Origin of the sequence: Alteromonas sp. 5E99-2, assembly GCF_017368475.1 — a bacterium.
Taxonomy (GTDB): domain Bacteria; phylum Pseudomonadota; class Gammaproteobacteria; order Enterobacterales; family Alteromonadaceae; genus Alteromonas_F.
Window position 1 is genome coordinate 1 of the sequence record NZ_JAFNJE010000006.1, and the last position, 15,297, is coordinate 15,297.

Below are 15,297 nucleotides of genomic sequence, written 5' to 3' on the forward strand. Positions count from 1 at the left end.
GACTGTTTATTGGGTTCGCTACGAGTATATTTCTCTAGGTCTTAACGCTCGTACCGTATAACAATTTATTATACACCTACCTGTGGATAACAATTTTATCATTTTGGTCGGTATAGATTTTGTTTATAAATTTAATATATTGCTTCGGTGTATGTATGGCAAGGGTTTCGTACTTATGCCGTGTTTCACCAATGTATGAAAAGCGGCAAATGTCCGAAAAGTGCTGTTATAGGTACTGGGATAACGTTTATTATCAAATAACGCAGAAAAATCTAAATAGGATGGAATTATTGATGTGAAATAAAAAAGAGCCAGTAAAGATACTGGCCCTAGGGTAAATTATGCAACCTTCTCAGCGTCGCCTTCTTCGCTGTCTGCATCAAAAGCAAGTAAATATTCAAATGCTGACAACGATGCCTTAGCGCCCTCGCCCATTGATATTACAATTTGCTTATAAGGCACTGTGGTTACGTCACCGCAAGCATAAATACCTGGCTCAGATGTAATGCTCTTATGGTCAATAATCACTTCGCCGTGGTTAGACAAATCGACTACACCTTTTAAGAACTGGCTATTTGGTACCAAACCAATCTGAACAAATACACCGCTAAGCGCAAGTTCTTTTACTTCTTCAGTTTCGCGATCTTGGTACTCAATCCCATTTACTTTACCATCAGCCGCCTTAATTTCACGAGTAGCAACATTTTTCAAAATAGTAATGTTGTCGCGCTTCATCGCTTGGTTAACTAACACTTGGTCAGCTTTAAGTTCAGGTAAGAACTCAAATACCGTTACCGATTTCACTATACCGGCTAAATCTAGCGCAGCTTCGATACCAGAGTTACCTCCACCAATTACCGCAACATCTTTACCTTTAAAGAAAGGGCCATCGCAGTGTGGGCAGTAAGCTACGCCGTTACCTACGTTTTCTTTTTCACCAGGAACACCTAACTCTCTCCATCTTGCACCTGTTGCCACAATGATAGTTTTAGTTTTAATGGTTTCACCCGAAGACAGCGTTAACGTTTTAATTTTCCCACGTTGAATATTGTCTACTCGAACATGCTCTTTTAACGTAATGTCGTAGTCGTTCATGTGTTCCATCATATTCCCTACAAGCTCTGGGCCTGTAGTTTTTGGCACTGAAATTAAGTTTTCAATACCCATGGTATCTTTCACTTGGCCACCAAACCTGTCTGCCACTACAGTCACACTTAAGCCTTTACGGGCACTGTATATCGCCGCTGCTACACCAGCAGGGCCAGCACCTACAACAGTCACGTCTTGCAAGGGTAACTGTGCACCAGCATTGGCTTCTTTCAGCGCTGGATAGGTTTGAATTAATTTATCTAATAATGATGCGGCATCTACTTTACCGTTGGCAAATAACTCGCCATTTAGGTACACACTAGGTACACCTTGAATATCACGGTCTTCAATAAGCGTTTGGAAATGCCCGCCGTCAATCATTTCATTGGTAATGTTGTCATTAAGTAAAGCAAATTGATTCAACGCCTGAACAACATCTGGGCAGTTATGGCAGCTTAAACTAATGAAGGTTTCAAAATGCAACGGCTCTTGTACATTTTTGACGATATTCTGAACACTCTCGTCTAATTTAAAATCTGAGCCTGAGGCATGTAAGATTGCAAGGATTAATGAATTAAATTCATGTCCACCTGGAATGCCTGAAAACCGAATTCCTGTATCTTTGCCGTCTGCTTCCAATAAGAAGGAAATAGGACTACGCAGTAAATCGTTTGTATCTCTTTCAATTAACTCTAAATTGTCACTTACACCTGCGATATCAGAGAGGAACGACTTCAATTCGTCGCGCTTACTGTGTTGTCCACTTTGCAAAACAAAGTTAACTTTGTTCTTCATGTTTGCAGTGTAACCTTTCAATGCACTTAATATTTCTTGCGTTAACATAATACTATTCCTCTATTTTCGCGTCAGGGTAAATGTGCTCGGCAACCGCATTTTCAATGGTGCCGAGCAAGCTATTTACGCCTGATTAAATTTTACCAACCAAGTCTAATGATGGAGCTAGTGTTTCTTCGCCTTCTTTCCATTTCGCTGGGCAAACTTCCCCAGGGTTAGCTGCAACATATTGTGCTGCTTTAACTTTGCGAAGTAGGTCATCTGCATCACGGCCAATGCCTTCAGCAGTGATTTCCATTGCTTGTATTACACCTTCAGGGTCTACAAGGAACGTACCGCGGTCAGCTAGTCCCATTTCTTCACGCATAACGTCGAAGTTACGAGTAATTTCACCAGTAGGGTCGCCAATCATTGTGTACTTAATTTTACCAATGGTGTCTGACGCATCGTGCCAAGCTTTGTGAGTGAAGTGTGTATCAGTAGATACTGAGTAAACTTCTACGCCACGTGATTGAAGCTCTTCATATTTGTCAGCTACGTCACCAAGTTCAGTTGGGCATACGAATGTGAAATCTGCTGGGTAAAAGAAAAAGATTGCCCATTTACCTTTTACATCTTCACTGCTCACTTCAATGAACTCACCATCTTTAAACGCGCTTGCATTGAAAGGCTTGATAGTTGTGTTGATTAGTGCCATGTTTTGATTCTCCGTTATTTAAAATTAATGTGTAATGTTCAATTTGAACGTTACGTTAGTTACGAATTTAAAAGCGTCTCAGCTCGTGACTTGGACTAACTATAGAGGGATAATTTGCGCTTGGATAATAAAGAAAATCGAACGGCTCAATCGGATTTACCTATCGTTTAAGCTTCAACCGATTTATTGCTATTCTTCAAAGATGGAAAACCATTAGTAATTTCGCTAAACTGCTGTGGTGTCTGTGTTGTAGGGCATATCGAACAAGTACATACATTATGTAGCAGAGGCATCATGAGCAACAATTCTAAGAACGACGATTTTCTTACTATACGTCTTGACGACGAAGACAGACGAGACCGCCAACAAAGTAAAAGCGTATCGCCGCAATCAGCGCAATCGAACAGCGTAGTAAATAGCACTTCATCACCACAGAAAAGTGGTTTCCCGGTATTAGCAACATTTTCATTTATTGTTGCGTTATCTGCATCGGGTGCAGCTTATTACCTTTATGAACAGTCTTTAGCGCAGTCTGAAGTCATCAAATCCGCAGAAAACCGTATTCTGTCACTTGAACGTAAATTGTCTGCAACCGGCGAAGAGATTGGCGAATCAACCGTAGCCCTTCAAGTTAAAGTGAACGATTTAAGTGAAAAAACCGGTGAACTTTGGGAGCAAATGGATAAACTATGGGCATCAGCTTGGCGTCGTAACCAAAAAGAAATCGCCGATAACAATGCCAAAATAACCCGAGTTCAAAGTCAGCTATCTGAATCGATTGATAACCTAACTACTACAAGCAGCACTCAGCAAGGTAAAGTGAATTCTATCGAATCACAAACTACCGCCCTAGCAGATGAAGTACTGGCATTAAATGTTCAACTAGAACAACTTGTTGCTTCACAAGAAGCTGACGACGTCAAAGAACAATTGTCTATTTTTGAACAGCGAAATGATGCATTATCCCAACGCATAACCCAGTTAGAAAATGAAGTGAAAGCCTTGGCAACGAAATTAGTAAGCCAGCAAAACCAAACCTCTCCTTCTGTTACGCAGTAATGAGCTGCCCTTATTTAAAATAAAAACCCCCTCTAATAAAAGAAGGGGTTTTGCTATATAAAATATTATTAGACGACCAATTCTATTTAGAATGTAAAGCCATTAGAAACTCGCTTTTACATTTAAAAATACATTGGTTCCTGTATCAAATATGGTTGGGTAAGTGTTTCCGTTTCCAAATGTTGCTGGACCCGCACCTGAGAATACCGGCGTATCCTCTCCAAGCAGATTAAGTACACCTAATTTTACATTTAAATTATCTAAAACGTTGTAGCTAACAGTTACATCTAAATAGTTAACCGCATCCAAAGTTGACTCTAGAGTGTCTGTTTCATCAATATTGTCTGTTTCTCCAAAATGACGCCAAGTGCCGATTACATCAAAGTCCCAAGGCGTATTCCAAGTAGCTAAGAACCTATGTCTATACTCAGGGGATGGAACACGATCACAAGCATTACCAAATGACCCCGCACAATCTACAGCTTCAGCACCAGGAAATGAAGTCTCAGACAATTCATCTAAAATAGTCGATGCGTAATCTAGCTGTACTGAACCATAATCTTTAATATCAAAACTATAATTCACTTGTAAATCAACACCTGAAGTCTCCAATGAAGCGATGTTTATATTGGTTTGTTCAAAACCAACACCGGAAATACCCGAGCGAAGTGTGCCATTGAACGACGCTCGAGTAATCAAGTCACAGAAAGTTGCCTCACCAGTATTCAAACAATTATCTAAAATAGTTTGTGCTGGGATACCATCATTTATTGCGTCTTCAACCGAAATATCAAAGTAATCTATAGTAACTGACAGATTAGGTATTGCACTTGGTGTAATAACGACACCAAATGTGAATGTGTCTGCTGTTTCTGGGTTAAGCAGGGTGTTTCCTCCAGTAAGAGACTGAGTCTGACCAGCTAGAATATCGGGGATAGAGCCGAATTGTTCTGCGGTAACCCCTGTTCTAGCACATTCTTCAAATGTTCTGATAGGGGCGTTAGATGAGCAAGGATCAGAAATTTCAATCCCATTCGCATTCAAATTCGAATTAAGATCGGGAAGATCTGTATTTACTCCCTCAAAAAGCTCAATGACATTAGGAGCTCTAACAGCAACATTGTATTGAGTACGAAATTTTACATCTTCAATAGGCGCATAAGTTAACGACACTCCCCACGCATCAGTATCAAAGCTATTGGATGTACCATTTCCAGCAACATCATAATCAGAAAAACGATACTGCCCACGCAAAGTTAACTCTTCTATACCGGTTTTTTCACTGACTAAAGGCACTTCCAGCTCAGCGAAAAATTCAGAAACTTCAACTTCCCCCGCTACCGCTAATGTTGCTCCACCTACACCTGTGAAACCACCACCTTCAACTTGACTTATTTCGTCAGGAGTAGAAGCTAATTCATCGCGTCTAAACTCCACACCCGCTAATAGCGCGATCCCATTGTCGGTAAACGGAGAACTAATATTGTAATCACCCAAATTGGCTTGAATATCAGCACCAAAAACCAATTGAGATGTCTCACCATTGACTAGTCCAACGCCTTGAATAAAGTCTAATTGCTCTTCAGTTATTAAACTTTCACCACTTGCAGTACGTTGAAATGGGTTGTAAGGAACACATCCATCAGAAGTGTCGGTACAAACAATGTTACCATCGTCATCAGTTGTCGCTAACAATGCTTGTTGAACGTTTGCAACAATAAAGTCTTCGGAACTAACAGATTGATCGCGGGTTTCAGAGATTTGACCAAACGCCGACCACTGCCAAGTATCATCTATGTATCCCTTCAAACCACCTACAAAGCGCCAAGTAGAATTCTCCAAACGAGAGTTACGAGGCCCACCTTCAACATTTCGATGAGCTGCAGTTATGTTTTCTACGATGACATCATTTGCAATATCAGACTCAGAGCAGCCGAATACATCGGTAAACGCAATACCTTGATTACCTTGAATAAGTGGGTTACCACAGTTAATGTCAAAAACGCCAAAAGAAGCAGTAGGAGCAATTTGAGCGTCACTGGTATTGTTGGTATAAGAGAAATCGGCGTAAATCTCTAAATTGTCAGTGATATCATAGTGTCCGCGTGAGTAAAATGAGTAACGCTTGGATGGCCGTTGAAAGAAGTTTGCAGCTCCAAAATTAAACGTTTGAGATGGTCCACCAACAAAGTCAACCAATTCGCCATTTTCTTCCTGAAAAGCGTTAATAGTATTACCACCAAATAGCCTAAAGTTACCTGAACCTACGCAACCAAAACCGCCAAAACTTTGCTCACCAGAGGCTTGCCCAAGAGTACAGGCTGAAAAAACACGATCGGCTTGTACAATTTCATTTCTATCTTCATATGAAGCATAAATTGTTACGTTACCACGCCCATCAGCTGTATTAGCACCAAATAAAGCATAAACTAACGTTTCTTCTCCGTCCCAAGTCGAACCTGGTACAGGCTGATCCGCTGAATTTAAGACGTCTTCCCAGATACCTTCATCATTTGCGTTATAATTACTGCTAAATTGGCCACCTATTTCAACGCCTTCAAAATTACGTTTTAGTACAAAGTTAGCCACCCCACCTATTGCATCCGAACCATAAACAGCCGACGCACCTCCAGTTAATATATCAACGCTTTCAATCAACTGAGTTGGAATAATATCAACATTAGCAGGGCTTGTTTGCGACGACCCATAAGGTAGGCGTTTACCGTCAATAAGTACCAAGGTACGTTGAGCTCCTAAACCTCTTAAGTCGAGAGTTGCTGTACCTGTTGCGCCATTTGAAACTTCAGATGCTTGACCAGCAAAAACTTGTGGTAATACATTTAAAAAGTCTTCTACTCTTATGTTTCCTCGAACGTTCGCCTCTTCACCTGAGACGCTGAGAACAGGAGTACCCGCAGTAAGGTTTGGGTTGGCCGCAAGGCGAGAACCAGTAATTCGGACGACTTCAACATTTTTTTCTTCAACGTCAGGTTCTTGAGCGTATAAAGACGTTGAAAATAAGGCAGAGGTTGTTCCAGCTATACTTGCTAATTTAATAGCAAATGCTAGTTTTGAGCGTTTTATCATAGTATGTGTTTCCCTTTAATTTTTTACGTAACATCCTACTATTATGTTTTTATGTATAGGTATGTGTGGAAAAAGCATTTCGGGTGATACAAATGCGACAATATCTCGCAAAGCCATAATATCCGTATGAAACTCGAACAGTCAATGAGTTTTTAAAATCAAATACGGTAGATGTATTACACAGTTGATGTAGGTTCAACCGTAAAGCAGGTATAAAAAAACCCTATAGCCAATGGCGATAGGGTTTTTTATTTCACTCGAAAGTGAACTTATGCAATAACCTGGTATTAACGACGTAAACCAAGGCTTTTGATAAGAGCAGAATAACGCTCGCTGTTTTTACCTTTAAGGTAATCTAAAAGCTTACGGCGTTGGCTAACCATACGTAATAAACCACGACGTGAGTGGTGATCTTTCTTATGATCAGAAAAATGGCCTTGAAGCTTATTGATGTTGTGAGTAAGAAGTGCAACCTGAACTTCAGGTGAGCCAGTATCGCCTTCTTTTACAGCGTAATCTGAAATGATTTGTGCAGTTTCTGTTTTAGTTAGTGACATAGTTATCTCCAATTGATTAATGTTGAGCCGATCACTAATTCAGCCCAACGATGAGAACCGCGCATTATACGGTTCTTTTAACTAGAAGCAAGGGGATCCTCATAAACCACCACTCTCTTAGGTTGAATACTTTTATCGGCCTGATACTCACCCACACCTAAAAAGCGCTCATTGTGATCGTACACCCGTACAAAATCACCCACTTCAAAATCGCTATTAACAGGGAATGCGTTACCGTGGCCAAAGCGTTCTGTCACCACATCATCGACATGAGTCAACGGAAGTTGTTCCGTTGCTGTGTCCATAGGTAACAGTAAGGCATCTAATCCCTCTAGCCCTTCAGATTCTACTATCTGTTCGAGCTGTTCGATGGTCATCATTTTTTCATTGGGATAATGAGCCACTTTAGTTCTATGTAATTTGGAAACATAGGCACCACACCCTAAGTTTTCACCTAAATCATCGACTATGGTGCGGATATAAGTGCCTTTACTGCAATGAATCGTCATACTGACAAAAGGCAAATTAATACTGACATCAGTGATAGAAAAAACCGTTATGTCTCGCGCTTCCCTGGGAACTTCAATGCCTTGTCGAGCATAAGTGTAAAGTGGTTTACCTTGATATTTTAACGCCGAGAACATCGAAGGTACTTGTTTACTTGTTCCTTCAAATGCCATCACTGCTTGCACAATCGTCTCTTCATCGCAGTTAACTTCTCGGGTACTCACCACCTCACCATCTGCGTCACTTGTGGTCGTTCGAATACCAAGCTCTGCGGTGACTTCATAGGTTTTATCTGAATCGAGTAAAAATCGAGAAAACTTGGTTGCTTCACCTAAGCAAATAGGCAACATTCCCGAAGCAAGAGGGTCTAATGCTCCTGTATGTCCTGCTTTTTGTGCTTGATAAAGCCAGCGTACTTTTTGTAAAACATGATTGGACGATCCTCCAACCGCTTTATCCAACAGAACAATACCGTTAATTACACGGCCTTTTTTACGACGCCCCATACTGCTCTGTTATTCCTCGTTAGACTCGTTAGATTCATTGCGTTTTTTGTCGTCTTCAGCAATCGTTTGCGACACCAAGCTCGAAATACGTAAACCTTCAGATAAGGAACTATCTGAATGGAAATGCACAGCAGGAACCGCTCGCATTCTTAACTTTTTCGCCAAAATAGAACGGATGAAGCCTTTATGTTCATCAAGTTGCTTCATGAGTTCTTTGGTTTGAGCATCATCTTGACCATAAAAGGTAACGTAAACCTTTGCATGGGCTAAATCTCTTGATACTTCTACGCCAGATACCGTAATAAACGGTAAATCAGCCACTTTATGCTTGTATTCATTTTGCAGAATACTGGCAATCTCTTTATGCACTTGTTGAGAAACACGATCAGTACGAGAAAATTCTCTAGCCATCTTGTGCGCTCCTTATTAATTTGTAAGATAAAAAAGGGGCCAACAGGCCCCTTTATATAAAGTTAGGTTACTTAAATTTCGCGCTTAACTTCAATTATTTCAAAGACTTCGATTTGGTCTCCGACTTTTACATCGTTGTAGTTCTTAACGCCGATACCACATTCCATACCGTTTCTTACGTCTTGAACATCGTCTTTAAAGCGACGAAGAGACTCCAACTCACCTTCATAAATAACAATGTTATCGCGAAGAACACGTATTGGATTGCTACGCTTAATAACACCTTCAGTTACCATACAACCGGCAATCGCACCAAGTTTAGGCGATTTAAAGACATCACGTACTTCAGCAAGACCAATGATTTCTTGTTTAAAGTCTGGCGAAAGCATACCACTCATCGCTTTCTTCACTTCGTCTATCAAATCATAGATAACGCTGTAGTAACGCAAATCAGTCTCTTCAGACTCAATAATACGACGTGCTGTTGCATCTGCACGGACATTAAAGCCAAGTACAATTGCACTTGATGCTGCAGCTAAGCTGGCGTCAGTTTCAGTGATTCCACCAACACCAGAGCCAACAATATTCACTTTAACTTCGTCAGTAGAAAGCTTAGTTAACGAGTCGCTAATGGCTTCAACTGAACCTTGAACGTCGGCTTTAAGTACAACATTAAGTTCACTTACGTCACCAGATTCCATGTCAGCAAACATGTTCTCTAGCTTCGCTTTTTGTTGACGAGCCAGTTTCAATTCACGTTTCTTAGTATGGCGTTTAGCGGCTACTTCACGGGCTTTACGTTCGTCTTTTACAACTAACGCATCTTCACCCGCTACAGGCACACCTGATAAACCAAGCACTTCAACTGGGGTTGAAGGACCCGCAGCTTTCACTTCTTTACCATTTTCGTCGCGCATTGCACGAACACGGCCATACTCTTCACCACAAAGAAGAATGTCGCCTGATTTAAGCTCACCTTCTTGTACTAAAACTGATGCAACTGGACCGCGTCCTTTATCTAGACGAGACTCAATCACAATACCGCGAGCAGAGCCCGTTGATGCAGCTTGTAAATCAAGTAATTCTGCTTGTAGAGAAATTGCTTCTAACAATTCATCTACGCCTAGACCGGTTTTCGCTGATACAGCAACAAACTGATGCTCACCACCCCATTCTTCAGAGATAACTTCTAACTGAGACAACTCAGTTTTAACTCTGTCAGGGTCAGCAGCTTCTTTATCCATTTTATTTACAGCAACAATCAAAGGTACACCTGCTGCACGAGCATGTTGTACGGCTTCTTTTGTTTGCGGCATTACACCATCGTCAGCAGCAACTACAATAATAACGATATCTGTTGCTGTTGCTCCACGAGCACGCATTGCGGTAAACGCGGCGTGTCCAGGTGTATCTAGGAAAGCAATTTTGCCATTTTCAGTTTCTACGCTGTAAGCACCGATATGCTGGGTAATACCCCCGGCTTCACCATCGGCAACTTTTGCACGACGAATGTAATCAAGTAACGACGTTTTACCGTGATCAACATGACCCATTATTGTTACAACAGGAGCACGTGTTGATTTATCACTTGATGTGCTATCAGCCATCAATTCGTCTTCTAGCGCGTTGTCGTTAACCAATTCATACTTAGTACCCATTTCTTCAACAACAAGCACTGCTGTATCTTGGTCTAACACTTGGTTAATAGTAGCCATCTCACCCATTTTCATCATGGCTTTGATAACTTCATTCGACTTCACTGCCATTCTGCTAGCTAGTTCGCCAACAGTGATAGTTTCACCGATTTTAACAGTACGCTCTACAGGTTGAGCTGGCTTGTTAAAGCCTTGTTTCAAATGTTCACCTGCATTTTTCTTAGACTTTTTACGACGACGAGAAGAACGCTCAATTTGCATATCTTCTTCATCTTCCGCTTCTTGTGCATAGCGGTTAGAGTGTAGATGTACTTCTTCAGCTTCAGCTTTTTTACGGCTGGCTTCTTCTTCTTTCCAGCGGCGAGAATTCTCTTCCGCTAGTTTACGCGCTTCTTCAGCCGCTTTTTTTGCGTCTTCTTCAAGTTTCTTTTGTGTTTCTTCTTCTTGCGCTTTACGTAATCTTTCCGCTTCTTGTCGCGCCTGTTCTTGCGCTTTGCGTTCTTCATCTGTCATTGTAGGCTCAGACTTCTTACGCTCTTCAGCTTCTTTCTTAGCTTGTTCTGCACGCTTAGCACGCTCAGCTTCAGCTTGTTTTTTAGCTTCAGCGGCTTTTTTCGCTTTTTCTTCTGCTTCTCGTTTAGCTTCTGCTTGTTTACGCTCTTCTTCCTCACGTAGCAAACGCGCTTCTTCTTCTTTGCGCTTTGCTTCTTCTTCAGCAAGCTTTTGCTCTTCTACATCGGTGCGCTTCACGTAAGTGCGTTTTTTGCGTACTTCAACTTTCACTTCTTTCGACTTACCTACGCTCAACGTACTTGTTGTTTTACGCTTAAGCGTCATACGCTTCGGAGCTTCTGAGCCAGTGCTACCATGTTGTTTACTCAAATGGTCAAGCAACTGCCTTTTTTCGTCTTCAGTTACATTTTCACCGGCATTCTTTTTGATACCAGCATCCACGAACTGGGACACCAGGCGGTCAACCGTTGTGCCAATATCAGCGGCAAGCTTTTCGATCGATACTTCTGCCATTGCGCGTTTATCCCCCGCTCTACTATTCTTCTTCACTGAACCAAACGATGTTACGAGCAGCCATAATTAGCTCTCCCGCTTTTTTCTCGTCTAGTTCTTCAATGTCGCTGATTTCATCGGTACCTTGCTCTGCAAGTGCTTCAAGATCAGCTATTCCTCTACTCGCTAGTACATAAGCAACGTGACGTTCCATACCTTCTAGGTTAAGTAACGCTTCTTCAGGCTCTGAAGCTTCTAATGATTCTTCAGTTGCCAATGCTTTTGTAGTCAATGCAGCGCGAGCTCTGTTTCGAAGTTCTTCAACAGTATCTTCGTCTAAACCGTCAATGGTAAGAAGTTCCGCTGCCGGAACATATGCAATCTCTTCTAGTGTTGTAAAACCTTCGTCCACTAAAATAGATGCAAAGTCTTCGTCTATCTCTAACCCTGTAACAAAAACGCCAATCACTTTCGCGTTTTCTTCTTGATGTTTGGTATTCAAGTCAGCCACTGTCATTACGTTCAGTTCCCAGCCAGAAAGCTGACTAGCAAGGCGTACGTTTTGACCACTGCGGCCTATGGCTTGAGCAAGGTTATCCGCTTCAACCGCTACATCCATAGTATTGCTGTCTTCATCAACAACAATAGATGCAACTTCAGCTGGCGCCATTGCATTAATAACGAATTGTGCAGGATTCTCATCCCACAGTACGATATCAACACGCTCGCCGCCAAGCTCACCAGATACAGCTTGCACTCGTGAGCCACGCATACCAACACAGGCTCCAACAGGGTCTAGGCGTTTGTCGTTAGTTTTAACGGCGATTTTCGCTCTTGAACCAGGATCCCGTGCGGCTGATTTAATTTCTAATGTTTCTTCTGCAATTTCAGGTACTTCCAAACGGAAAAGCTCAACCAACATGTCAGGATGAGCACGGCTAATAAACAGCTGTGCGCCTCTCGCTTCTGGACGAATAACGTAAAGTAAACCACGTACTCTATCGCCTGGTCTGAAGGTTTCTCTTGGCAACATATCATCGCGGAAAATAACACCTTCAGCGTTATTACCTAAATCAATAATAATGTTGTCACGGTTTACTTTCTTAACCGTACCGGTAACAAGCTCGCCCACTCTATCTTGGTATTCAGCAACCATTTGAGCGCGTTCTGCTTCACGGACTTTCTGAACGATAACTTGTTTAGCAGTTTGCGTTGTAATTCTATCGAACGTAACCGATTCAATTTGTTCTTCTACAAAATCGCCAAGTTGAATGTCCGGCTCGTCAATTTGTGCAGCAGAAATTGTCATTTCCGCGAAAGGATTTTCTTGTTCCTGGTCGTCTTCAATAACTAACCAACGACGGAATGTATCGAAATCTCCAGTTTCGCGATCAATACATACACGGACTTCAATTTCGCCTTCATTTTTTTTCTTAGTGGCACTTGCCAATGCAAATTCCAGTGCTTCAAAAATCTTTTCTCTAGGCACTTGTTTTTCATTGGAAACCGCTTCTGCTACTAACAGTATTTCTTTATTCATATTTGCCTCACACGTTGCTCTTACTACGAGAGCGCCTTGCGTTCCTAGTCAAACGTGGGAACGAGATTACCTTTTTCTATATTAGATACAGCAAGTAAGAAAGATTCTCCGTCAACATTGACATTGATCTGTCCATTTTCAACTGTCGTTAATGTTCCTTTAAAATTCCGTCTATTATCCATGGGAACAGATAAACGAACCGAAACCACTTCACCAACAAAACGTTGATAATGTGCTTCCGTGAACAAAGGTCTGTCCATGCCTGGAGACGAAACTTCCAGGTTGTATTCTGTATTAATTGGGTCTTCAACATCCAAAATTGCGCTTACTTGATGGCTAGCATCTGCGCAATCGTCTACTTCAATCCCATTTTCATGATCAATATACACACGCAGCGTACTGTGCTTACCAGCTCTTACGAACTCAATACCGACCATTTCAAAACCAAGTGCTTCTACCGCGGGGGCAAGCATTTCAGTTAATGTTTGTTCAAGCCTTGACAAACAGGTTCTCCAAAAACAAAAAAAGGGCGAATCGCCCATTACGTAAGGACTCGAAATACAACCAAAAATAACAAAAAAGCTCCGACATACGGAGCTTTAGAATCAAAATCTGTAATATCATCGATGACCCGTGCACCAACTAGCGCGTTACTGTCCGAATAACTTCTCTTAACAGAAACCGAAGGGAGCCCGCGCTTTAATGTACCGTAGTATACTGCAACCCGACCATCAATCGCAACCTAGATAATTAGAAATTACGTCAATACCTCCAATTTCATATCTAAGTGCATGATGCCATCTTCATCATAAGGCTTGGTAGTTTGTTTAAAGCCAACAGATTCATAAAAAGGCTTTAAGTAAAGCTGTGCTCCTATTTCTATATCTTTTTTTGACCACTGTTCTTGGCAGGTTCGAATTGCATTATTCATAAGCGTTCGCGCAATACCTTCGCCTCTACAAGATTGATGCACCGCAACTCGCCCAATGCTAGCCCCATTATAAGAAACACCTGGCGGTAGGCATCTGGCGCAAGCAACAAGTTCCCCGCCGTTAACGGTATATGCCAGTATATGAATAACCTCACTACTTGTATCTTTGTTATCTATATCTGCATACACACAGTTTTGCTCTACCACAAAAATCTCTGAGCGCAGCCTTAATAATGCATAAAGCTCTAAATTAGTTAGTTCATTAAAACGCTTATAGAGCCATTTTATTTTATTCATTTTTTATTTTCCTCATGACTTTTTATTCACTATTTACGCATAATTAAAGCGCACCAAAAAAGGGCAGTTAAGCACCAATTGTGCAGAAATGAATATTTTACGTCTAAAGCCCCTACTAGCAACATGGTTTTTACAGGCTTTTATTAAATGTAACAAAATTTATTCATACGGGGCCTCATCTAGGTTAGATGAGAATACATAGTGAATATAAATATATACTTTCCCAATTTTTTACATTGGCACCTCATTTGCAATTACCCCTATTGTGAATAAACGAAATCCCGTTTATTCATATATTTATCAATTTATACCCGCTAACAATTTCACAATAATAAAGGAGCAATTGAATGGCGTATTTAGAACCCAGCGAGTTTGCCACAAAAATGGTCGATTCGGGTGAGCAAAAAGTATTTATGTCTACCCAAGACACTATTATAAGAGCGTTCATGGCTGGAGCAATCCTCGCACTTGCAGCGTTTTTTGCTATCACAATAATCACAAAAACCGGTAACCCTCTCATAGGAGCACTCTTGTTCCCTGTTGGTTTCATCATGCTGTACTTGATGAAATTCGATTTACTTACCGGTGTGTTTACGCTTGTTCCACTTGCACTTTTAGATAAGCGCAGAGGATGCACCGTAGGTCAACTCTTCCGTAACTGGGGACTTGTATTCGTAGGTAACTTTGCAGGCGCGTTAACTGTTGCATTCTTTGCTTCATTCATATTGACCTATGGCTACCAAATTGATGGTGGTGCCGTTGCTGCTAAAGTAAGTACTATCGGTGAATCTCGTACGCTTGGTTATAAAGAACAAGGTGTTTTGGGTTGGTTCACAATTTTCATTCGTGGCATGCTATGTAACTGGATGGTATCTATGGGTGTTGTTGGCGCGATGATTTCTACGTCTGCTGGTGCGAAAATGGCCGCGATGTGGATGCCAGTAATGTTGTTCTTCTACATGGCTTTTGAACATTCAATTGTAAACATGTTCTTGTTCCCATTCTCAATGATCATGGGTGGTGACTTCACTGTGTTTGATTACCTACTTTGGAACGAGATCCCAACTGCATTAGGTAACCTTGCTGGCGGATTCTTGCTTGTAGGCCTGCCGATTTATTGGACTCACGTTCGTACTAAGAGCGAACGTACACTATAATTTT

12 protein-coding genes are annotated in these 15,297 nt (G+C 41.4%); 2 read left to right on the forward strand and 10 right to left on the reverse strand.

Going from position 1 to position 15,297, the window contains the following annotated elements; all coding sequences use genetic code 11:
- Positions 1 to 339: 339 nt before the first annotated feature.
- The gene (ahpF, locus tag J3L16_RS07810) at positions 340 to 1,932 is read right to left on the reverse strand and encodes an alkyl hydroperoxide reductase subunit F (protein WP_207612342.1); all 1,593 of its coding nucleotides are present in this window, start codon (positions 1,930 to 1,932) and stop codon (positions 340 to 342) included.
- A gap of 85 nt (positions 1,933 to 2,017) precedes the next feature.
- Positions 2,018 to 2,581 carry an alkyl hydroperoxide reductase subunit C gene (gene ahpC / locus J3L16_RS07815; RefSeq protein WP_207612343.1) on the reverse strand — a complete coding sequence of 188 codons (564 nt, stop codon included), beginning with the start codon at positions 2,579 to 2,581 and terminating at the stop codon, positions 2,018 to 2,020.
- A gap of 294 nt (positions 2,582 to 2,875) precedes the next feature.
- Here ahpC and J3L16_RS07820 point away from each other — a divergent pair, with 294 nt between their 5' ends.
- Complete coding sequence (locus tag J3L16_RS07820) at positions 2,876 to 3,640, forward strand: hypothetical protein (RefSeq protein WP_207612344.1); 765 nt, start codon at positions 2,876 to 2,878, stop codon at positions 3,638 to 3,640.
- Between the two features lie 102 nt (positions 3,641 to 3,742).
- Here J3L16_RS07820 and J3L16_RS07825 read toward each other — a convergent pair whose 3' ends face one another.
- The 8 genes from J3L16_RS07825 to J3L16_RS07860 all read right to left on the reverse strand — a co-directional run bounded on the left by J3L16_RS07825 (position 3,743) and on the right by J3L16_RS07860 (position 14,136).
- A complete protein-coding gene (locus tag J3L16_RS07825) occupies positions 3,743 to 6,727 on the reverse strand; it encodes a TonB-dependent receptor (RefSeq protein ID WP_207612346.1) in 2,985 nt (994 codons plus the stop codon).
- 287 nt (positions 6,728 to 7,014) lie between these two features.
- A complete protein-coding gene (gene rpsO / locus J3L16_RS07830) occupies positions 7,015 to 7,284 on the reverse strand; it encodes a 30S ribosomal protein S15 (protein ID WP_207612348.1) in 270 nt (89 codons plus the stop codon).
- A gap of 77 nt (positions 7,285 to 7,361) precedes the next feature.
- The gene (gene truB / locus J3L16_RS07835; protein WP_207612351.1) at positions 7,362 to 8,297 is read right to left on the reverse strand and encodes a tRNA pseudouridine(55) synthase TruB; all 936 of its coding nucleotides are present in this window, start codon (positions 8,295 to 8,297) and stop codon (positions 7,362 to 7,364) included.
- A gap of 9 nt (positions 8,298 to 8,306) precedes the next feature.
- The gene (gene rbfA, locus J3L16_RS07840) at positions 8,307 to 8,708 is read right to left on the reverse strand and encodes a 30S ribosome-binding factor RbfA (protein WP_207612353.1); all 402 of its coding nucleotides are present in this window, start codon (positions 8,706 to 8,708) and stop codon (positions 8,307 to 8,309) included.
- A 71-nt stretch (positions 8,709 to 8,779) separates the two neighbouring features.
- Positions 8,780 to 11,389: a translation initiation factor IF-2 gene (gene infB / locus J3L16_RS07845; RefSeq protein ID WP_207612354.1), complete on the reverse strand. Its 2,610-nt coding sequence runs from the start codon at positions 11,387 to 11,389 to the stop codon at positions 8,780 to 8,782.
- Between the two features lie 22 nt (positions 11,390 to 11,411).
- Positions 11,412 to 12,908, reverse strand: a complete 1,497-nt coding sequence (nusA, locus tag J3L16_RS07850; protein ID WP_207612356.1) for a transcription termination factor NusA — start codon at positions 12,906 to 12,908, stop codon at positions 11,412 to 11,414.
- 44 nt (positions 12,909 to 12,952) lie between these two features.
- Entirely contained in the window at positions 12,953 to 13,411 is a 459-nt protein-coding gene (gene rimP / locus J3L16_RS07855; RefSeq protein ID WP_207612358.1) for a ribosome maturation factor RimP, read from the reverse strand.
- Between the two features lie 254 nt (positions 13,412 to 13,665).
- Positions 13,666 to 14,136, reverse strand: a complete 471-nt coding sequence (locus tag J3L16_RS07860) for a GNAT family N-acetyltransferase (RefSeq protein WP_207612360.1) — start codon at positions 14,134 to 14,136, stop codon at positions 13,666 to 13,668.
- Between the two features lie 347 nt (positions 14,137 to 14,483).
- On the opposite strand from J3L16_RS07860, the gene J3L16_RS07865 reads away from it, so the two are divergent.
- Entirely contained in the window at positions 14,484 to 15,293 is an 810-nt protein-coding gene (locus J3L16_RS07865) for a formate/nitrite transporter family protein (RefSeq protein WP_207612362.1), read from the forward strand.
- The last annotated feature ends 4 nt before the right edge of the window (positions 15,294 to 15,297 follow it).